This window comes from Allosphingosinicella sp., from assembly GCF_035626655.1.
Lineage (GTDB): Bacteria > Pseudomonadota > Alphaproteobacteria > Sphingomonadales > Sphingomonadaceae > Allosphingosinicella.
Genome location: NZ_DASPNF010000010.1, coordinates 13,398 through 35,225 on the forward strand (window position 1 = coordinate 13,398; position 21,828 = coordinate 35,225).

Genomic DNA, 21,828 nt, shown 5'->3' on the forward strand with positions numbered 1-21,828 from the left:
CCTCGAATGATCTGCTGTCTGTTCTGCGCGTCCGTTTTGTAGGCGAAAGCTGGCATCGCAGTAACGACGGGATCAACACGAAGGGAAGTAGGATCTCTCATCGCCTTCCCTACTGGACGAGGTCTAGTTTTATTTTGTGATCTGCCACTGTACCAACTTGCGGTCACGGGTTGTTGACCTTTCTGGTGCCGGGTCCAATGATGCGCTTGATTCGGGGGGGGAAATGTCGAACGGCGATGAATCGGAGGACTTCCTTGCGCAGGAAGTCGCGAAGCTGAAAGCTGATCTCGTTCGCTTCGTGCTCTACGAAGCACGCGCGGCAGGCGGCGAGGCTAGCGATCAGGCGCTCAAAAAGGAGATCGCCGCAAAGATCGAAGAGGCAGTCACGAAGGCGGTCGCTGCCAGATTTGATGCTGCTGGCAGCGGCGTCATGTATCGGATCAAACAGGCGGAGCAGAAGGCTGAGCAACTCGCCAAGGCCGCCGGCGATCACTTCGAGAGCGTCGAGGCGCGAATCGCAGAGATAGATGGCTCTCTGGCGGTGATACGCGAGGCCATTGTCGTTGTTGCCTCAGCCGCGGCGGCGGCGGCGGGACAGGAGTTTGTGCCCCCTAAGCCTGCAGACCCCAGGCAGTCCGGCGGACAAAAAACTGGGGCATCGGCCAGCGCAGGCAATCAAGGAAACAGCTCCGCGGGCTCCGGATCCCGGCATGCAGCGCTGGTAAACCCCGCTCCGACCGCTCTCGAAGAGAAACTGGGGCCGCGGACGATCACTGGATTCCTGAAGAGGAGGAAGAAACTCCTGATCATCGTCGGATCGATCCTCGCGATCCTTACGACCTTGTTCCTGCTCGGATTACCTCCATTTGGCGGTGGGTCTGAGGACCCTCCCGCATCTGTCATCCAGGATACACAGATGATCGACCTCGGCGACAAGCTCGAGGCCGCGGAAGACGCTCTGGATAACGCGATCGGAATGATCGACAGGCAAGGCGACCCCGGCGGGCGTCGCGTGACCCAGCTTGAAGGCGACACGCCGACCGGCCTGGCAGTAACCCTGCGCGAGGTTCGGGAACGCACCGATGATCTGCATAGCTTCATAGGTGAGCCTGGCGTTCAACGGCGTTTTCAACAGGGGAACGCCAGTCGCGCCTTTGCGCAGCTCACGCTCGATCTTCGCGATACCAGAATGACCTTGGAGGCAGCGATAGCGGCTTTGCCGGGGCTATCGGCCGATCCGCTGGCTGGCCGCGACAATTCACAAGCGGCGCTGCCCGCCGCGCCTGCGGAGAATACCCCCACCCTCACGCAACTGCGCGACTCGCTAACCAAGATGAAGCAGGCAATGGCAAACTTGGCGGGTGCTCTGAGAGGAAGAGGCGCTTCATGACGGTCGCTGGCCGTCAGCAGACACTTGAACTGAACCTTCAAAGTGTTTCGATCGGACCTGCTATCCTGCGGCAGGGACGCGATTACGGCCTGCGGACCCGAAACCTGGGTCTTTCCGATTTTGCGGCGGAGCTGCTCGAGGACTTCGCTTTATCCTTGTCGGAGTGGGCGAAGGGCGGACGCAGGCATTTCGAAATCCTGTTCTGGCTGGGAGAGAAGGACGGCCGCTACGCGCTGCTGAAGGGTGCCTTTCTCGGACCCGGTGGGATGGGTCCCATCGCGGTGGCGCAAGGCGTCTTGATTCCAGAAGAAGTGATGCGCTCGATCGGCGGGCGGGCGCATCACCTGCTGCCCGAAATCCCGACGCCTTCCCTGCATGAATGGGAAGCCGTTTCTATGAACGTCCGGTGGCCTTTGCGGGACGGCACGGTCTCGTCAGATGGCACCGGACCCGCGCCGCCCGCGGAGCTGGCATCGCTGGGACTGATGCTGGCTTCGTCTCCTCCGCCATGGTCACCAGTTTCCTTGTCGGCCAGTGAAGACACCGAGCGTCACTGGCAACAATTGCTCGATGCGATTCCCTGGGAGAGGTTGGCCATCCAACCCAGCTGGTCGAGCACCGATGAGCTCCCGGAGATGGGGCGTTTTAGCCTCAGGCCAATTGCACTCGTATCGGCAGGTTCGAAAGGCGGTGCGAGTGTTTCCCATGGACCTGTCGCAATGGCAAATAAGGCGCCGGGGCGAACCCCGCTTCAGGCTGCAGACCCTTCGCTCGAACTGCTGGTAGCCCTGTTCGACAAGCTGGATCCCGTCGAAAGGGCGGCGCTGTCGCCAGCTGCTCTACGAGCGCTTCAGGCGCCAAAATGGACTCCGGGGCAACCCCCACAGGAGAATGTTCTCAACGCAATCTACGACCTGTTGAGCGGGGAGCTGGACAGTCGCGATTTCTGGGACGTTCTCGAGCTTGTTTCGATCAGAACGGGAAGGCTGGAAGCGCCGGACGCGCGCGAAGCCGTAGCACAGGCGGTCACCACGTTCTTTTCCTCGACCGCGAGTTCGGACCGGGAAGTCTTCGTGCCGATGCTGAGCCAGTATATCGAGCGGATTTGGGTTCACCTTCCCGGGAACCGTGAGCAACCGCTGCTCTGGGCACTTGATCGTGATGTCCTCGACCGGATGGACCCCAGCGAGATTCGTCTCATGGTCGACACCCTCGACCGAAGTCGACCCACTTCAGAGCTCGCTGCCTGGCTTTACCGTCACGCCGACACTTCTAGTGAGGCCGGTGACCGGATATCCCCGGAGGCGGCCCTCGCCCTCGTGGACGAGCTCAACACAATCTATGAGCCAGGCAAACTGACTCCTCCGTCGATCGATCTGCTCGGCGCTGCAGTCAGCATGGCAGAACGTGTCGCTGCCGAAGCGCCTAGAGGAGATACACTGAAGCGTCTTGTTCGCGCCGTTCGGCACCAGTGCGATCTGTTGATGGCGAACGAGGCCAAGGTACTTCCTGGTTGGAAGGTAGCCTCGCTCAGGTTTTTCCCCCGCATTGTTTCCTTCTTCCGGCGACACCGTATCGCTGCACCGCTTCGTGCCTGGTGTGCGGAAATCAGCAGTGCGTTCAGCCAGTCTCCCTCCCCGCTCGGCTTACGCGAACCGACGCAGAGGAGCCCTGATGCGGTCGCGCATCTCCTGGTGCTTCACAGTCTGACCAATGCCCGCCTCGCTGGACAACCCAAATGAACGATCCTGAAGACGGCGACGGCGCCGAACCGGAACAGGCCCCTCTCGGCAAGCAATTCAAGCTGCCGGTCCGGTCAACCCGACCGATGCAGCCTCCGCACCTAACATATGCTGGCCCCGACCAAGACGGGTCGGCGGAAGCTGACGCCGCAGCGGGGCCGGAGGAGGGTGTTCGCGGCGGCCCGCCGCACGGGGAGGGGGTTGGCGGCGGAGGCGGCTCAACGGTTCCTCCCCCAAACCACCTTGATGGCGATGCGATCAAACATTTTGCCGGCAAGAGGATCTTCAAGGTTGGCCTGATCGGCTTTCCGGGCGGAGGCAAGACCTTCTTCCTCAACCGACTGAAGTACAGCTACGCGAACTTCCAGATCGAGGACGACAGACGTTTCTATATCGATCCTCCTCATGACGAGGAGCCGGTCGGACAAACCACCTGGCCAACCTACCACCAGTTTACGCGCATGTCGCAGGAGGAGTGGGAAACAAAGGCCCTGGAGGGTCTCGATGACGGATCGGAGAGGGATTTCGTCCTCTTTGATTTGCCCGGTGAGCGCTTCAAGTCGGCCGTGACTGGTCGCATGCGGGGCAACATGGCCGATGCGATTGCCGCATGTGACGCTCTGATCCTTGTGTTACCCGCCGAATTGGTTTTCGGCAGCGCCGAACCAATAGACGAGATCATCATCCATCAACTCGCCGCTGCCGAGGATGAACTTGATAATCTCCCGGGCAACGCGAGCGGCAGCGATCAGGCCAATCCCGGAGAAACGTCAAGGAGCAGGAAGGAGCGACGGCTCGCTGATCTGGAAGCCCGACGCAAACGCGACGAAGTCGAGGAGAGACGAGAAGCTCTGCAAGCTCTGATTGCAGATCTCGAACAGCGACTGGAATTGCCGGAGGCGGCCAGGGACGGGGCGGACGTGCTTGCTGAAGCGCGCGCCCAACTCAACCGGTTCGTTAGCAACATTGACACTTTGGTCGCACGCGTCGGGCCGCTGAGGCGACTAGGGATTACGTCCGAGGAATTCGACTCGATGAGCGACGATGAGCAGAAAGCCGCCATACGCGGGACTGCGACGAGGACCTACGCGCCGCTCATCTACGTAGCGATCTCGAAGGCCGACGAGGTATTCTCCGACGCCTCGCCAATCGTCCCATTGCGGGCCGAGCTCGACGGGCATCCGAGAGACATTCTGGATGACGTTCCAACGGAGGCGTTGTCGGTATGTCAGCCCGGCATCTTTAAGGGTATCAGCTCGACCTTTGACTGGTATCGATTTGATTTTGTTACCTCCTTTGAGGGGCAGTCGCGCAAGTGCTACGGGGCAATTTCGACGGCAGACGTCATCAAAGGCGAAAAAATCAAATATGATGATGTGCCCCATTACGGGGTATCGGGTGTCATAGATTGGCTGGAATTCGCGAAGCGTAACGTAGCGGCGATCAAGAAGACTGGCTTTGCCCGCTTCGTCGCGTTCTTTCGCGGATCCGCCCCCAAGTGGGAGCTTGCGGCTGCTCGCGAGGCTGCACTTCAAGTCGCTGAGGAAAAGGGTTTTGGACTAACTCAGCCTCGCCGGAGCCTGATGGCTCGGCTGTATCGCCGAATGCTGAAAATGCAGCCAAAGGCAGCCAAGAAGTTCGTCGGGGGCCTCTTGGCTATCCTAGCTCTCTTTACGGTCTATTCCACTGGCGTGGCCGAGGCCACTTGGGTTTGGTGGAACGGTGGTGCCGGGGGTTACGACCTGACGCCTCAGCCTCGCTATCCGGTGGAGGTGGCACGGCTGCGGGCGGCCAATCAGCGCTTTGCAACCGGGTTTCTGATCGCGGATGTGCGCCCGTGGTCGGAGGTGCCATTGGCCGGGGAGATGTTCACGGTGGCTCCGACCAGACGGGTCAGGCCTAGATTCACCACCATATTGGCCGAGCTGCAGGCTCAGCCAGCGACGATATCCCGGGATGTCGGGGAGGCGTTCATTGGGCGCCTGAATCGTCTGCAAGCCGAAATGAACACGGAATATGCAGCGACTGACGAAAATGGCGTCCATCGAGAGCGCGCGTTTATCAGCTATCATATCGGTCTCGTGCAGCTCCGCATGGGTGACTTTGGAGGGGCCGCGACCAGCTTTGGCTCAGTCCTAAGTTTGTTGGAGAGAGAGGCGCCGCCCAGAACGAGGCTGGGTGAAGGCCGCATGCTCGGAGTCATTATTGCTACCCGTTACGCGCGCGGCATCGCGTACTTGGGCGGCCAGAACACAAGTGCCGCAATAGCTGACTTCGATGTGGCGTTGGGGATGTTGCCGTCTCTGGGCGACCAACCTGCCTCGGGAGGACGGCAGGGAACAACCGGCTCCAACTCGCGCAGGATATTGCTGACCTCTAATCAAACAGGCGGTTTTTTCGATTTCGAGACGCTCCGCACTCCCGCATCTCTTAACACTGCCAGCCTCTGGGCCGATGCGTTGGCCGCGCACATTCGCGGCTTCGATGCGGCTAGAGATCTTGGGCCTTCAAGCGATCTGTCACGGCTCATGAATCGGCTTGGACGCATCAAGAACGATATCCCTCGCGATCACCCACTTGCCGCCAATTACATGATCACGGGTGCACTCCTGGGTCGGCCGCTTAGCGAAGTCCGCATGGCCGCAGTGTTTACCGACACCGAACATAGGAATGTCGCGGAGGCGGCGCTGCGAGCTATCGGTCGCCCTTCAGTTGGGGGCAGCGACGTCTGGACCGCGGACCGTCAGATCCGGGCCGCGTTTGCACGTGGTGACGTTCGAGCTGTTGACGAAACACTGGCACGTTGGGACACTTCGCAGCGGGCACCGGCATCTGATCAGGAATTCCTGCGTCAACTGGCGGACGAGATCGTATCCACCGAGCGCCAGGCGCTGCCACGCAGCGAGAGGGAATCGCTGCTCCAAGCATACGGCAAATATCTGCGCGGATCGGATTTCCTGGCATTGGCCAACGATCTCGCGGTCTTGGGTGGTTCCGTGCTTGCCTTGCTGTTTTCCTTGCTTTTGCTGGCTGTGATCTGGCGCTTCCACGTCTTCTACAAGAGATCTTGGGAGACGCTCCAAAAGTTCGTCCAGCCGCAGCACGGAAGGGATCGCAAGGCGACGGAAATTGCGACTTAGCCCGGATATGATCGATGACGCTGAGCTTCTTCGCTTTCTGGATGTTGATTGCGGTCGCTGTGATTGCTGCGATCGCCGCATTCTCGAATCGTATCACACGCACTTTGTGCCTCCTGATTGCGGTGGCTCTTCCACCGTTGATCGCACTCACGGTCGTCGACCGTAATGCCCCTGCATTCGGCGACGTGCGCCTGAGGCTGATATCCTCAAGTTTCAGTCGGGAGGATCCCTCGCCGATCTGGCTGGGCGGCGATCGCAGCCTGGACGACATCCACGTAACAGGATTGCCCCCCCAACTTGTCCGCATCCGGTCTGACGGCCGGGTCAATGCGTTTCCGACGCGCCGGGGGAAACCGAATGAGGAGGGGCAAAGGCCCGCAGCGGAAGCGGGGATGGCAAGCGTCAGCCAGAATGGAGCCAGCACATTCCTTGGGACATATCCCTTGGAAGCCGGTGATCGCTTCTGCGTGCAGCAATGCGCGGAGCCGAACGCTACCTGGTACCGGATCGATGCTGCGGGCTCCCGTCTTCGGATCGAGGGAAGTGATGCATCATTGCCTGAGTTCCGCACCCGCGGCCGGTCCAATTCTCGTCCATCGCAGGTGATTTTCCCCGTTCGGGACTATGGACGGCCATGGGAGGGGCGGGCCGACGCCCAGCAAGACGTTTGTCGATCGCGCTTCGTCTGCGACGCGAGTACGCGTCAGCCGGTGCGGAGCTTTTTGTTTCGCGATGGTAGGCCCCAGTTGTTCCTTGCCTTGCTGGACGAGGATGCGGTGCTTGAGACACGCAGGCCCGAGGGTGCCGCGCGGCTGACCGCCACGAGTGCCCAAGGCCCTGTTCCGGATATCTCATCCGGGGCGACTCTGACTTTATGGGAAGTATCTTATGCTGGGCCCGACGTTGATTTGACTGAGGCGGAGCGGCTGAGTTCCCTGATCCGCCGGCGAGTCCTGAATCTGCAGCTGGATGCCACCCGTATCACGCTCGGCTTTGCGCTGCAGCCGATCCGGGTAATCGAGCGAGATGATCTTGCCCTGGCAGCGGCACGGCTAGAGCAAGGCGGGCTGGATGCTCCAGTCGTCATCGCCCTCGCTGGGGCAGAGACCGGCACCGAGCAACCCGGCAACATCATCCACTTTGACGCCATTGGCGGACGTCTTGCCGCGGCGATTGCCCCCGGAAGTGGCAGAGTCGGCAGCCTCATTTTCCCTAGAGCGCTTACCAACGCTGGAGCCTCGGATCGCCTGTTGCCCCAGGTCGGCGGCTCTGCTTCTGTCAACGTTACTCGCGCAGGCAATCAGGAGTTCTCGATCGGTACCGCTGACCAAGGCGGTCGGTCCGTTTCCATGGCTGTCGACCGCCTCAGCTTTCCCATGATTTTGCTCATTATCGTGGCGTTCTGGGCGTGTCTGTTTGGCGTCCTGCAATTCATGATCTGGAGAGACAGCCCTGCCGCTCTGATCCTGACACTCGCGCTTCAGGTCATGCTGCTCCTCCGGGCTTTCGTGTCGATCGGAAGCGCAGTGCTAGATCCACAGATCGACCTCAGGACAGTGCTCGCGGACTCTCTTATCGGCTACTGCCTGGTTCCCTTTGCCATGGCAGTTCTGTTCCCCGGCTCCAGGCCGGGTCGTTTCGATTATGCGCCGGCCGGCGTAGCGCTGGTTGTCATCTCCCTGCTCCTCGCGCGCGAATATGGCGCAAGTTTTTTTCTCCTGGCCGCTGCTATCGCCGCCGGTGTCGTAGGCACCTTTCGGCCACTTGGCGTGCGGGCATGGTCGTTTCTTTTCCGTCGTGAGGGAGCGCTTCGGATCTGGCGCTCATTCCGGCATCTCGCTCGCTATGGCGGTCCCTTATCGCGCAAGCGTACCTCGACCCGGCGAAGTCTCGGTAGTGGGGCGGAGGCCGTAGCGCGCTTACTGCACATACCACGTCGTATCCGTGGTCTCGTCTTTCTGGGTCTGTCACTCTTCGCCATTCGCGCGGGCCTGTACTACTTCCTGCAAATCCAGGAGAGAATCTACCTCCCGGACGGGACGGGGATCGCGATCACCGTCGTGTATCTGCCGGCCGCGCTCCTCATTGTCGCTGGCCTGTTTGATGCGGCGCGCCACAGTCCCGCGTCAGGCTCCCCGATCTGGACCGGCGTCTGGACCGCGATCGTCGTCATGGTTCTTTTCTATCTGGCCCCAAGGATCGTCGCCGACCGTGGGTTCACACTCGTCTATCTGGGCCCCCTGATCATAATTTCGGCAGCTTATGCGTGCGCGCGTTGGGGGGGGTGGACGAAAGCGCTTTGGCGTGCGCCGGCGGTGGGCGCTATAGCTGCGTTTGCAGTTGTAGTCGGCGTGGCTAGCCTTTCTTCGGCGGGCAGGGATCTGCCTCAGGAGGCCAGCGCAGAGACGCCCCTCGATAGAGAGCAGCTACTGACGAGTCTTAGGACCGCTAACGACAGGCGCCTCGACGATTGGCGCGTCGACGCGATCGTTGATTCAGACGCTTTAAATGAAGCCGGGACTACGAGCGCCGAACAAATCAGACGATGGCGCTTCCTGCTCGCCAGTTTCACCGCCAGCGTTGGCGGCAGAGGGTTCCCCTATCAGGCAGATATCTCTGATCTTCGGCGTGTTCAGACCGATGACAATGTGAGCGCCGTTCACCTGATCGCGCCTTTTGGACGATCGGGGGCCGCCATGTTCATTCTCATGCTGGGCGCGGCTGCGTTTGGTGCTCAGCGCGTCAGTGGGCGGGGAGGGTTTCTGCCGACAACGTCAGTTCTGGCAGTGTGGACGGTCTTTGGTGCGGCAGCCTACATGATCTTGGCCAATATGCTGTTGGTCCCGTTCACCGGGAGAAACGTCTATTTCATGGCGACCCTGTCGCACAGCGATCTACTGGAAGGCGCTGTCCTCGTCGCCATGGCCTTCGTGGGCTTTGTTAGGCGATCGCGAGGGGCAACATGAAAAAGCCAACCCGACTGATCCTGCATCCCCTGCCTGCGGAGCAACCCGAGAAACGTCCGCGACCCTCCTTTATGGCGCGCGCCGCTTCCACATTCCCGGTGCTGCTGATCCTGTTGACGGCAATGATTGTACTCGCCGCGCCCAGTCCGCTTGCCCGCGACAGACAGGAGCAAAGCGCCACACTTAGTGCGACTAGCTATACGCGCATCATCAATCAGGGCTTCATTCCGCTAAATTGGCTGGTCCGCGTCGAGGATCCTGTCACGGGAGAGCCAGGCGTCGCTTTGTCGGCAGAGGCCGCGGCCAACCCTGATGTCCTTCGCTTCGTTCGCGGGTCCTATCTTGGTCAGGACCTTGCCTCGGCGGCGCCCGGCCTATGGCGATTCGAAGGAGGACGCCTGCTGAGCATCAATCCAAATGTTCATAACCTGCAGGACCCCTTTGCCTGGCAGGGAGGCTGGCGAGGCAATCTCTCGTTTCGAGACGGCGCCTCGGACGCCGAGCAATTGGGCGACCCCTACCTGATCCTCACCGCTGGCAGCGGGGACAGTCTCGTCACTCGGGAACTTCTCCTGTCGAGCCTCTATCGACACCAACATGGAGATGACGGGGGAGTGGTTGCGATTGATACCGCGGAGGCGTCCGGGATCACAGACCGCGGATTCGCGTTCCGCGACAATCAGGAGAATGTGGTCGCCACACTGAGCATGATCGGCAATCGGCCGGTTATTCTCATACGTTGCGATGGCAGCCGCACGCACGAGGCAACGATCACTACTGCTGGCCACGCTCCGAGATCATGCCAATCGCGCGGCAGCACCGCTTCTCAAGATGAAGAACGCGTTTCCTATCCACTCTCGGACGAGGACAGGATTGTCTTCCGGATGCGAGGCAATCCCAACCCGGTCCTGACCGCACAGCTTGCGTATGGACGTTCGTTCATATCTCGCCACCGGGCCTTCGGTGCTCGCATCATAAATCCAGAGCTCCATGACTTGGCGCAGGAGATATCCCAAGCGATGGGCTGGGCTGTCGGTCGCGATGGCTGGGGAAGCGAGTACGGCTCACGGAGCATCGCACTAACCCTCGATCGGGCCATGCAGGCTGATGTGGAATCAAAGCTTCGGACCTATGTCGATGAGCTTCGCGCGGGATTAGGACGGAGTGAAGACGATCTGTTTCCTGCAGCCGTCACGGTCATGGACGCTTCAAACGGCGAGCTGCTTGCGCTGGGGAGCTTCCCGACGCCAGATCTTCTGGAGGAGCGACCGGACCTGCGTTTCTCTTCGCTGGCCCGGAACCAGAATTTCGTCGCCCTGCCGATAGGATCTGCTGCAAAGGTACCCGTCGCGACCGCTATCCTTGGGCGGTTCCCCGACCTTCGAAATCTATGCATCAGCGGCACTGCTCTTGACCCGGCAGATGGGGGCAAGCGTCGCATCCACACAATCTTGGGCATCGAACTGTCTGATTCAATCGGTGACCTTGTCGGCGACGGCATGGTGGACTTCGATCGCTTCCTGCGAAAGTCAAGCAATCGCTTTGGAGCCGCCCTAATTGTGCTGGCCGCCGCCCGAACCGATCCGGTCCGGGATACCCAAGGTATTTTCGCTCCCCTAGGTCCCACGACCCCACGGCCACTTGCGCCGCTTGATGTGTTTTCATTGAGAGTGGCTGGAGAGGCATGTCCGGGAACCCGACGTTATGGGCAGGCGCCCGCCTATGTCTTCCGCCCAATCGGACCGACTACGAATTTCGCGCGTCGATATCTCGGCGTCGAGGGCCTCCCAATGCGTTTGCGGGACCTGCAGCGCAGGGACGGCGATGGGTCCGAGCAAAGCCGAGCGAGTTGGATCGATTGGCTCGAGCATCATTTCGGAATGGATGCCGTCGCCGGCGAAACGGGTCCACCGATCTACGACGCGATGATATGGCAGCCTATTCTCGGTGGAGGCAACCGGGACCATGATCTGGACCGGTTCTTCGCGAGCGTCTCGCCGGACCGGGAACGCTTCGGCCTAGGCTCGGCACAGAGAGTCCGCGATTATGTGATGGTCATGCTTGGCGGCGGGAATGCGCGCTGGACAACGGTGAAGCTGGCAGAAGCCTATGCCCGGATTGTCTCGGGCCGCGCCATAAATGCTCGCTTAGTTGTCGACGATCAGCCGAGTCAGCAGCGTCTGGAATTCTGGCCGGTCCGGCCAGAGGTACGCGATGCGCTTCTATCGGGAATGAGCCAGGCCGCGGGCGGCGACGGAACAGCGAGCCGGGTTGGTGCGGCCCTGAATGGAGTGCCGGTTCCTCCTGGACAGGTCTTTCGTGTCTTTGCAAAGACGGGCACCCCCGCCGTCGCGCAGCCGGATCGGTCGCCAATCAATAGATTGGTCAATACGCTCATCCAGAGTCGGATCCTGGTCATGAGGCAGGGCCGGCTGGAGGTTGCGGTCCGCCGAAGTGAGACACCGCAGGCGGCGCTGCCGCGTCTCGCAGCGGATCGCCGGCTACCCTACAGCAACCGCCGCACTGAGGAGGTGTTGGCTGCGATTGCGGCGATCAACGCGGCACGTGCGCAGAGGGGCAATGGTGGTCTCCAGTTCGGGCCGAACGAGACACTGACGGGGCTTAGTCCTGATTTGATCGAACGACGGGCCAACGAAGCGCCGGAAGGTGGCGTGGTCGTGTTCGTGGTGGGACGCTATTGCGCCTCCGACGTGAAATTCACATCGCCGTTGCGTACCCTGTCTGTGGCGATCAACATTCAGGCCAGGACGCAGGTTAATGGCGGCTCTGGCCCCAACCCGGCGGCAATTCTCGCCGAGCGACTGTTGGTCCGCAATGGCTCCCTAATTTCATGGTTGCGTTCCGAGCCTGCGACCGGAAGGCGGACATGTTCAAACTGAAGCTTGATCCGCCGAAAGACGAGCTCAGGCCTCCTCGCAAATGGCTTAGTTGGCGGCTCGCCTTGCCGGCTCAGTTCTTGTTGGTATTAGTGCTCGGCGTGGCAATCTGGCGGGACGCCCAGATGCCCAGTGTTGAGAGTTCAGAAGATAACCTAACGAGGGTTCGGTACTTGGTTAGTCGGCAGGAATGGCCGGGTGGCCCCCCTACCTTGGCAGAAATTCGCGATCGTTACGCCGGTGATCTTCCTGCAATGCGGGTTTCGAACGAGCCTGGCGCCTGCGCGGACCCCGGAGCTCCGATAGACTACGGGGATACCGTCTTCATCGAGTTTTCAAGTGCCGAGGAGCGATGCAGGGAAGAGGAGGGGACGCGTCCAGGCCGCACCAGCCAATAACCGCAGGCGCCGTCCTTGATGAGGTGTATTTGGGATCGACACTATAGTGGCGTCGATATCGGGGATGACTTAGCATTAGCCGAGGGCACTCAAATCTGCCGCTCTATCCAAGTGCCCTTCGTCACGGTGGCGGCCTGTGTCCGCACGAACCTCCTCACACTCGTAGTGTGATGTCTCCATAGCCCTGAATGACACAGGCACGCGCGCCTTCGCCAAGGCCGTGGTGGTCCGGCCTGAATGGCACCGCGAACGATTTCTTCAACTCGCAACAATCCTAGCAGGCCCCTGTCCAACTGCCGGTATGGAACTCGTAGGCGGCGCATAAATATGGCCTCCTATGCCTACTTACCTTCAATGTGCACGTTTGACTGAGTGCCTTGAATGGACGCCTTCCTTCTCAGTTGATCATCGCCAACTTCAACACTAAGCTCCTGGGTTGCACGCCATACATAGCTGGGGCCGGGCAATGGACTCGGCGCTGTCCGGGGGAAAGCGCGTGAACTGGCCTAACAGGGATCGGAGCGACTCGCACTCGACCATGAGGGTTCGCGTCTTCATCGATCATTGGGAATTTGCTCGTTCATGGCAACTTGAACATTCGAAGATCACCCGTCGAAAATTAACCGAGCCCGATCGACGGAACGCGCAAATAGAGTCGCAAATGATCCAATGGGCGCTACTCCCCGATGCAATACTAAAGCATCTCTCCGAGATGGCATATATAGGGGACGCCCCAAAAGAGATGAGGGCGATTGATGTTTATGCCTCAATCTTGAAAACTAATGATGCAGCAACGAATGCTTTTCGAGATTGGTTGGACGAAGAGCTTGATCCTTTGCCCGGCTTTCAAGTCCATAATTTTTTGCGGAAGCAGGATACTTCTACGCCGCACTGTAGTCGATGTGGCGCAGATCTAGAAAAGCCGGAGCTTGAAAAGGGACTCAAGACAAAGGTGGCCTGCGACATGCTTTCGTGCGCGGTTAAGGACCTATACGATATTGGTGTATTAATTATGGACGACGCTGAACTCGTACCCAGCGTGCTTAGCGTCCAAGAGATCTTCGACAAGCAGATCATACACGTCGGAGCGCGCAACGAGGGTGATGAATTAAGGAGCGCGGCTTGGGGACATTTTTTATTGGAGGACCTGATGCCAGACATCATTTCGTCCGATGAATTCAGACGGCAATTTGATAACCGGCGGAAGAACAAATGATGCGTTCACGCTATGACTCCTGCGCGAAGGTTCGGGTCTTCATGGATTACTGGAATTTTGCGATCAATTGGAGAGATCTGACTGGAAAGACCCCAGATAAGAATCTTAATTGGGAGAAATTGCCCTTTGCTATCCTTGATGGGCTGGACGCCATCCCCCATCTCAGGAACATTAGAAAGGAACTTCGAGGCCTTAAGGTTTACGCTGCGGTGAAGCCTTGCGACCACGCCGATGATACCTTCAATTCAGACGAGATGGAGGAAGAGAGGCGATTCCAAACTTGGCTTCAGCACGACCTCGATCAGATTTCTGGCTATACGGTCGACATAACAACGAAATCGAATACGCCGTTACTTTGCTCGGTTTGCAATAATAACACGGTCCACTTCATTGAACAGGGGGTTGACACAAAAATTGCAATCGATCTCGTTTCGCTGGCGAGCAGAGACCTGTATGACATTGCTGTCCTGGTTACGGATGATCAGGATCTTGTACCAAGCACACAATGTGTCCAAGATTCGATTGACAAACATGTTGTGCATTTGGGCTTCAAAGAGCGTAAGTCTCCCGTGCGGCTGGAGACATGGGGGCATCTCTTTGTTGAAAATATGCTGTCCTCGATCGCTCGGTAGCCAAGCTTCGCTTGGCCATCCGTGTTCGCACCGGTCACCTAATAGCCGCCACACGCTGCAAACGACCCGCGATGGTCGTTCGACGGAAATAGTGTCCGCCGCGACGCACGCCTAACCTGCTGATGATGTCTGTAAACAAATTGACCGAGATGGAGGGTTGCCCATCATAGTGTCCCGTTGAGACTGCTCCATTGGCGAAAGATCCTGATTACATGGGCGTGACGCGGCTAGATTGGCGCCCGCTTGGAGAGGCGGTCCGTGCCTGCGCATATTCGTCTAGCTAATGGATCATGAACTCGAGCCAGTTCCACTGCGCGCCATATAGCCGGCGGCGCTGGTCGGCCGTCTAAGGGTTGGCTACACTCCTGTCATGACGACAGATTCTAGGATCAAAATGCGGAGCCATGCGACGCCGCCACAGCAAACGGTAGTCGGACGCCCGTGAACGCCGTCGAAATCGAAGAAGCAGTCTCGGCGCTCGCGGAACTTCCCTTCGATGCGCAGGAGTTTCCGTTCGCCTTTCTCGAAGCCTTCGGAAACAAGGCGACGACGCTCAAGCGGCTCCGCTCAGGGGCATCGAATAAGTCCGACCTGGGCGGCGTTCTCCAGACCAGCAACATTCACATCGCGACGGCCGCTCCCGGAGCGGTGTCGGCTCAGCTCGCTGCGCTTCGGGCCAGCCCTGCCACGGCGCGAGGCAAAGCCAAGTTCATTCTGGCGACCGATGGCGATACGTTCGAGGCCGAGGATCTGGAGAGCGGCGAGACGGTCGCCTGCCAGTTTGCAGACTTCCCCAATCACTTCGGATTTTTCCTGTCGCTCGCAGGCATCACCACTGTTAAGCAGGTGCGCGAGAGTTCGTTCGACATTCGAGCGACCGGACGCCTCAACAAGCTCTATGTCGAGCTGCTGAAGGACAATCCCGACTGGGGCACCAGCGAGCGCCGCCCCGACATGAACCACTTCATGGCTCGGCTGATCTTCTGCTTCTTCGCGGAAGACACGGACATCTTCCATCGCAGCTATCGCTTCACGGACACCGTCGAGAAGATGAGCGACCGGGACTCCTCGAACACCCATGAGGTGATCGGCGAGCTGTTCCGCGCGATGAATACGAAGATCGCCGATCGCAAAGAGGCGGGCATCGCGCGCTGGGCCGATCCGTTTCCTTATGTGAACGGCGGCCTCTTCTCCGGCAGCATGGATGTGCCGCGTTTCAGCCGGATCGCGCGCTCATACCTCCTCCATATCGGCAAACTGGATTGGACGAAGATCAATCCGGACATCTTCGGGTCGATGATTCAGGCAGTCGCCGACGATGAGGAACGCGGCGCCTTGGGGATGCATTACACGAGCGTTCCGAACATCCTGAAAGTGCTCAATCCGCTCTTTCTGGACGACCTGCGTGAGAAGCTGGAGGAAGCCGGAGACAACGCGCGCAAGCTGCTCAACCTTCGCAGTCGCATGGCGCGCATCAGGGTCTTCGATCCGGCCTGCGGCAGCGGCAATTTCCTTGTCATTGCCTACAAGGAAATGCGGGGAATCGAGGCGATCATCAACGAACGCCGCGAGGAGACAGGGCGGAGGTCGGATATTCCGCTGACCAACTTCCGCGGCATCGAGCTGCGCGATTTTCCAGCCGAGATCGCGCGACTGGCGCTCATCATCGCCGAGTTCCAGTGCGATGTGCTTTATCGTGGGCAGCAGCTCGCCCTTAACGAGTTCCTGCCTCTAGACGCGCAGAACTGGATCACCTGCGGCAATGCGCTCAGGCTCGATTGGTTGAGTATCTGCCCGCCGACGGGGACAGGTGTGAAGCTGCATGGCGACGATCTGTTCGCGACACCGCCGGATCAATCGCAAATCGACTTCGAAAATGAAGGTGGGGAAACCTATATTTGCGGAAATCCGCCTTATAAAGGAAGCAAGTGGCAGAATGAGGAGCAGAAATCTGAGTTGGCGAACGCTTGGGCAAGGTCCCCAAATCTAGCCAAGATCACTGACTACGTTTCTGGCTGGATCGCTCGCTACTTCGATTATGCGGAGCGGGTCCCCGATGCGATAGCCGCGTTCGTGGCGACCAACAGCATCTGTCAGGGCCAGCAGGCCTCCGAAATATGGCCAGTCGCCTTTCACCGCGACATAGAGATTCGCTTCGCGCACACGCCGTTCAAATGGAGCAATCTGGCAAGCCACAACGCTGGCGTCACCGTCATCATCGTGGGCCTGGGGCGCAAGTCCAATAAGTCGAAATGGCTGTTTGACGACACCAACTTGGTGCGCGAATGCAGCGTCATCGGACCTTACCTCGTGCCAGAGCGCGTCGAAGTCGTTCAGAAGGCCAATAATCCGATTGGCCCTCAATCAGCGATGCTATTCGGCAACATGCCCCGAGACGGGGGACATCTGTTCCTCGACGAGAGTGAAGCGAAAAGACTCAGGGCAAAGGTTCAGACGAGAACCTATGTCAGGCGGTTCGTTGGCTCGGAGGAACTTATCAATGGAAAACAGCGGTACTGCCTCTGGATTGAAGATGAGGACGCAGAATCTGCAAGAAAGGATGCCTTCATAGCTGCCAGACTGGCACTGGTGACAGAAAACAGATTGCAGTCGCCCGCAGAATCAACGCGCACCTTCGCGGCACGCCCTCATAGGTTCGTCCAAATCGCCGGGCGCTCTGACAAGACAGCGATCGTCGTCCCGCGGGTCTCTTCTGAGAATAGAGATTACCTCCCGGTCGACTTCCTAACGAGCGATTTCATCATCGGAGACCGAAATTTTGCCCTCTATGATGCGCCGCTGTGGAACCTGGCGCTCATTGCCTCGCGGCTGCACTGGGTTTGGATCGGTACCGTGTGCGTGCGAATGCGTACCGACTTCTCATATTCGAACACACTCGGATGGAACACATTTCCAGTCCCTACTCTAACCGAGAAGAACAAACTTGATCTAACTCGCTGCGCTGAAGGGATTTTGCTGGCGCGAGAAAGACATTTCCCCGCCACCATAGCGGACCTGTACTCTCCCGGAGCAATGCCCGACGATCTGCTCCAAGCCCACCTTGAGAATGATGAGGTGGTAGAGCGCATCTACTTCGGTCGACTTATCAAGAACGATACAGAAAGACTGGAGAAACTCTTCGATTCATACAAAAAGATGGGCGCATCATGAAGCTATTTGCGCAAGATGAGAAGTCAGGAACGACGACGCTTTCCGAGCTGGTTCGAATATATGGCGAGCTTTCGCCGCCCACTTTTTTTGGATGTTACGCGTACGCGACCCAATCTGGATTTCGTGCCTTTGAGTTGGCCATGGGCGACGATTTCTGGTCGTCGACAACTTCGCATTGGCTCTTCGGAATCGACTATGGCCGGACGGACCCTAGGGCGTTGCGCGAGATTGCGGATCGCCAGAACGCCGACATACGGATTTATGACGGTGCCTGGGTCGTAAAACAGGACGGGTTCATGCCGCGCCGGGATTTTCATGCGAAACTTGCGATCATGGAAGATGCGGAGGCCCCAGCATGTGGAATCGTCCTCGGGTCAGGAAACTTCTCATTCAACGGCTTGAGACGAAGCGTGGAAGCCGGAACGGCAATCATCGCCAGCGCCAAGGAGGAGATCGAAGAAAGGACTGATCCTCTAAAGAATGCGTTTGAAATCCTGTGGAATAACTCGACGCCTCTTCAAACAATCATATCCGACTATGAAGATCGTAGGGCCGCGCTTTTGTCCAAATCGGATGCGATGAAGCCGAAAAAAGTTCCAAAGGCCGCCAACATGTTCTGGATAGAAGCCGGATACGTTACAAAGAATAGAGGAAAACATGCTCCCGGAAATCAGATATTTTTCCCGAAAGGCTTTCGAGGATTTTTTGGATTCCCAAACAAAGCTAACGAACAGAAAAACTCAGTCATAGGTTCGGTTACATTCGCAACTAAAATAGGTCCTGACGTGACAAATGATCTGAGACTTAATAGAAATAGTATGGAAAAAATTTCTTTGCCAATTCCTGAAACCCATGGATTCGGCGTCTATGATGGTAAAGTATTGGTGTTTGAAAGGCGGGGTGGCAAGTTCTTCATGAGCGCATTTGAGTCGGCCGAGTTCGAGTTAGTGTTTAGCCATCGGCTTGTGGCTATCAAGCGCATGAATGGCGGAAGGCGTTATGGAGAAATTGTCTGATATGGCACAGTCCGTTCCATCAGTTTCCGTCACCTATGCCCGCAATGGCAGCGCCACCAAGGCCAACGCACTTGGCATGCGGCCGATGCAGGAGCGCGCGTATGAGAAGCGCGGCGAGCAGTATCTTCTCCTCAAATCGCCGCCGGCGTCGGGCAAGAGCCGCGCGCTCATGTTCATCGCGCTCGACAAGCTGGCCAACCAACGATTGAAGCAGGCGATCGTCGTCGTTCCGGAGAAATCCATCGGCTCCAGTTTCGCCGATGAACCCCTGACCCAGTTCGGCTTCTGGGCCGACTGGACGGTGGTGCCGAAATGGAATCTCTGCAACGCGCCCGGCGAGGATGGCGGCAAAGTCAATTCGGTCGGTGCCTTCCTGGAGAGCGACGACAAGGTGCTCGTCTGCACCCACGCGACCTTCCGGTTTGCCGTCGATCGGTTCGGCGTGGAGGCGTTCGATAATCGTCTGATCGCTGTCGACGAGTTCCACCATGTTTCCGCGAACCCGGATAACAAACTGGGCCTGCACCTGGGCCAGTTCATGGCCCGCGACAAAGTGCACATGGTCGCCATGACGGGCAGCTATTTCCGGGGTGATGCCGAGGCGGTGCTCGCCCCGCATGACGAGGCGAAGTTCGAGACCGTCACATACACCTACTACGAGCAGCTCAACGGCTACGAGTATCTGAAGCAGCTCGACATCGGGTACTTCTTCTACTCCGGCCCCTACACCGACGACATTCTCGCGGTGCTCGACCCCACTCAGAAAACCATCATTCACATCCCCAACGTGAACGCGCGCGAGAGCACGAAGGACAAGATCCGGGAGGTCGAGCACATCATAGAAGAGCTGGGCGACTGGCAGGGGATCGACCCCGTCACCGGATTCCAGCTCATCAAGATGGCAGACGGCAAGCTGCTGCGCATCGCCGACCTGGTCGACGACGACCCGTCCAAACGCGACCGCGTTTCCAACGCACTCAAAGACCCGTCCCACAAAAACAACCGCGACCATGTCGACATCATCATCGCGCTTGGAATGGCAAAGGAAGGGTTCGACTGGATTTGGTGCGAGCATGCGCTGACCGTCGGCTATCGGGCCAGCCTTACCGAGATCGTGCAGATCATCGGCCGCGCCACTCGTGACGCGCCCGGCAAGACTCGCGCGCGCTTCACCAATCTGATCGCTGAGCCGGATGCGTCAGAGGCCGCCGTCACTGAGGCCGTCAACGACACGCTGAAAGCAATCGCGGCAAGCCTGCTCATGGAGCAGGTGCTCGCGCCGCGCTTCAACTTCACGATCAAAAACCCGCAGGACGGCCCGACGCCGGGCTTCAACTATGGCGAGCAGGGATACCAGCAGGACAAGTGCAATGTCGGCTTCAACGAACAGACAGGCCAATTCCAGATTGAGATCAAGGGGCTCACCGAACCCAAAAGCGAGCAAGCCGCGCGCATCTGCAGGGAGGATTTGAACGAAGTGATCGCCAGCTTCGTGCAGGACAAGCACACAATCGAACGCGGCCTGTTCGACGATGAGCTGGTGCCAGAAGAGCTGACTCAGCTTCGCTTGGGCAAGATCATCAAGGACAAATACCCCGAGCTGGACGAGGAAGATCAGGAGGCTGTGCGCCAGCACGCCATCGCCGCCCTCAATCTGACGCAGCAGGCTGCGCGGATTGCGCTTGGCGACGACAAGGAGGACGGAGAGCCGAGCGCCAACACGGCGCTAATCGATGGCGTGCGGAAATTCGCGATGGACGTGCGCGAGCTGGACATCGACCTGATCGACCGGATCAATCCGTTTCAGGAAGCCTATGCGATCCTCGCCAAGACGATGAGCGAAGAGAGCCTGAAACAGGTTGCCGCGGCCATCTCCGCCAAGCGGACCAGCTTGACGCCCGAGGAAGCGAAGGTGCTGGCCGTACGCGCGGTGCGCTTCAAAAAGGAGCGTGGCCGCTTGCCCTCGATCAGCTCGACTGACGCCTGGGAACAGCGAATGGCCGAGGGCGCCGCCGCCTTCGTCCGTTTCAAAGACGAGGGTCGCTATGAGTGACCTCGATCTTGATGAACTGCGAAGCGAGCTCGCGGAATTCGCGCAGCCCGAAAAGACCGGAGGCCGGAGCGCGCGTGAAGAGCGCATCATCGCTGGATTTGAAGAGATCCAGCGATTTGTCGACGAGCACGGTCACGCTCCTCACCATGGTGAAGACAAAGACATCTTTGAGCGGCTCTACGCCGTGAGGCTCGACCGCCTGCGCGCGCTCGAGGAATGTCGCGCCCTCCTCGCGCCGCTCGACCGTCAAGGCTTACTGACAGGCGGCGAAGCCATTGCAGCCCCGGCCGAGGATATGGATGAGGACGAGCTGCTCGCAGAGTTGGAAGGAGCGGCAGGGGTGCGCGACATCACCGAGCTTCGCCATGTGCGTTCCAGCGTCGAGAAGCGCGCCGCCGAGGAAATCGCCAATCGCGAGAAATGCGAGGATTTCGACGCCTTCAAACCCCTGCTCGATCAGGCCCGGTCGGAATTGAAATCGGGCGCACGGTCGACCTGTGTGATCGACAACAGCGAGAACAGCCTCGAAGACATCAAGAAGGGTGCGTTTTTCATCGTCGGCGGACAGCTCGCCTATGTCGCGGGCGAGAGCGAAGCCTTCACGACTGAATATCAGAGGAGCGACCGCCGCCTCCGCGTCGTCTACGACAACGCAACCGAGAGCAATGTTCTCGCGCGCTCATTCCAAAAATCGCTCTATCGCGATCCGGCCGCGCGGAGGCTTTCCGACCTTGGTATCGGGCCTCTTTTTTCCAGCGAAAGCGAGGATGGCGACTTGGCTAGCGGCACGATCTACGTTCTGCGAAGCAAGTCCGATCTTCCTCTCGTCGCAGCCAATCGGGAGATTCTGCACAAGATCGGTGTGACCGGAAACGATGTTGCGCGGCGCATCGCCAACGCCAAGCTCGATCCGACCTTCCTCCTAGCTGATGTGGAGGTCGTTGCGACCTACACGCTCTATAACATCAACCGGACGAAGCTGGAAAACTTGATCCATCGGATTTTCGATCCTGCCCGGCTCGACATCGAGATCAAGGACCGTTTCGGCAATCCGGTTTTGCCGCGTGAGTGGTTTCTGGTGCCGCGCTTTGTTGTTGACGATGCTGTGGAGCGTATCAGGGACGGCTCGATCACGGACTACGTCTACGATCCGCGGTCCGCACGCTTGGTCCGCCATGAAGGGCAGGCATCGTAGGAGAGGAGGGCG

General features: G+C 58.8%; 11 protein-coding genes. All 11 read left to right on the forward strand.

Going from position 1 to position 21,828, the window contains the following annotated elements; genetic code table 11:
* Positions 1–223 precede the first annotated feature (223 nt).
* The 11 genes from VEC11_RS08465 to VEC11_RS08515 all read left to right on the forward strand — a co-directional run bounded on the left by VEC11_RS08465 (position 224) and on the right by VEC11_RS08515 (position 21,816).
* Entirely contained in the window at positions 224–1,390 is a 1,167-nt protein-coding gene (locus tag VEC11_RS08465; RefSeq protein WP_464130272.1) for a hypothetical protein, read from the forward strand.
* A complete protein-coding gene (locus VEC11_RS08470) occupies positions 1,387–3,132 on the forward strand; it encodes a hypothetical protein (RefSeq protein WP_464130273.1) in 1,746 nt (581 codons plus the stop codon). Before VEC11_RS08465 ends, VEC11_RS08470 begins: the two co-directional genes overlap by 4 nt.
* Positions 3,129–6,272 carry a P-loop NTPase family protein gene (locus VEC11_RS08475; RefSeq protein WP_464130274.1) on the forward strand — a complete coding sequence of 1,048 codons (3,144 nt, stop codon included), beginning with the start codon at positions 3,129–3,131 and terminating at the stop codon, positions 6,270–6,272. Before VEC11_RS08470 ends, VEC11_RS08475 begins: the two co-directional genes overlap by 4 nt.
* 14 nt (positions 6,273–6,286) lie before the next feature.
* On the forward strand, positions 6,287–9,238 hold the full coding sequence (locus VEC11_RS08480; RefSeq protein WP_464130275.1) for a hypothetical protein: 2,952 nt from the start codon (positions 6,287–6,289) through the stop codon (positions 9,236–9,238).
* Entirely contained in the window at positions 9,235–12,138 is a 2,904-nt protein-coding gene (locus VEC11_RS08485) for a hypothetical protein (protein ID WP_464130276.1), read from the forward strand. Before VEC11_RS08480 ends, VEC11_RS08485 begins: the two co-directional genes overlap by 4 nt.
* 933 nt (positions 12,139–13,071) lie before the next feature.
* Positions 13,072–13,749 (forward strand): PIN domain-containing protein, encoded by a 678-nt coding sequence (locus VEC11_RS08490; protein WP_464130277.1) that lies wholly within the window; start codon positions 13,072–13,074, stop codon positions 13,747–13,749.
* Positions 13,749–14,381 (forward strand): NYN domain-containing protein, encoded by a 633-nt coding sequence (locus tag VEC11_RS08495; RefSeq protein ID WP_464130278.1) that lies wholly within the window; start codon positions 13,749–13,751, stop codon positions 14,379–14,381. The genes VEC11_RS08490 and VEC11_RS08495 overlap by 1 nt, the downstream gene beginning before the upstream one ends.
* A gap of 441 nt (positions 14,382–14,822) precedes the next feature.
* A complete protein-coding gene (locus VEC11_RS08500) occupies positions 14,823–17,552 on the forward strand; it encodes a class I SAM-dependent DNA methyltransferase (RefSeq protein ID WP_464130279.1) in 2,730 nt (909 codons plus the stop codon).
* Entirely contained in the window at positions 17,549–18,568 is a 1,020-nt protein-coding gene (locus VEC11_RS08505) for a hypothetical protein (RefSeq protein WP_464130280.1), read from the forward strand. The genes VEC11_RS08500 and VEC11_RS08505 overlap by 4 nt, the downstream gene beginning before the upstream one ends.
* Positions 18,537–20,621, forward strand: a complete 2,085-nt coding sequence (locus VEC11_RS08510) for a DEAD/DEAH box helicase family protein (protein WP_464130281.1) — start codon at positions 18,537–18,539, stop codon at positions 20,619–20,621. Before VEC11_RS08505 ends, VEC11_RS08510 begins: the two co-directional genes overlap by 32 nt.
* Positions 20,614–21,816, forward strand: a complete 1,203-nt coding sequence (locus tag VEC11_RS08515; RefSeq protein WP_464130282.1) for a GIY-YIG nuclease family protein — start codon at positions 20,614–20,616, stop codon at positions 21,814–21,816. Before VEC11_RS08510 ends, VEC11_RS08515 begins: the two co-directional genes overlap by 8 nt.
* The last annotated feature ends 12 nt before the right edge of the window (positions 21,817–21,828 follow it).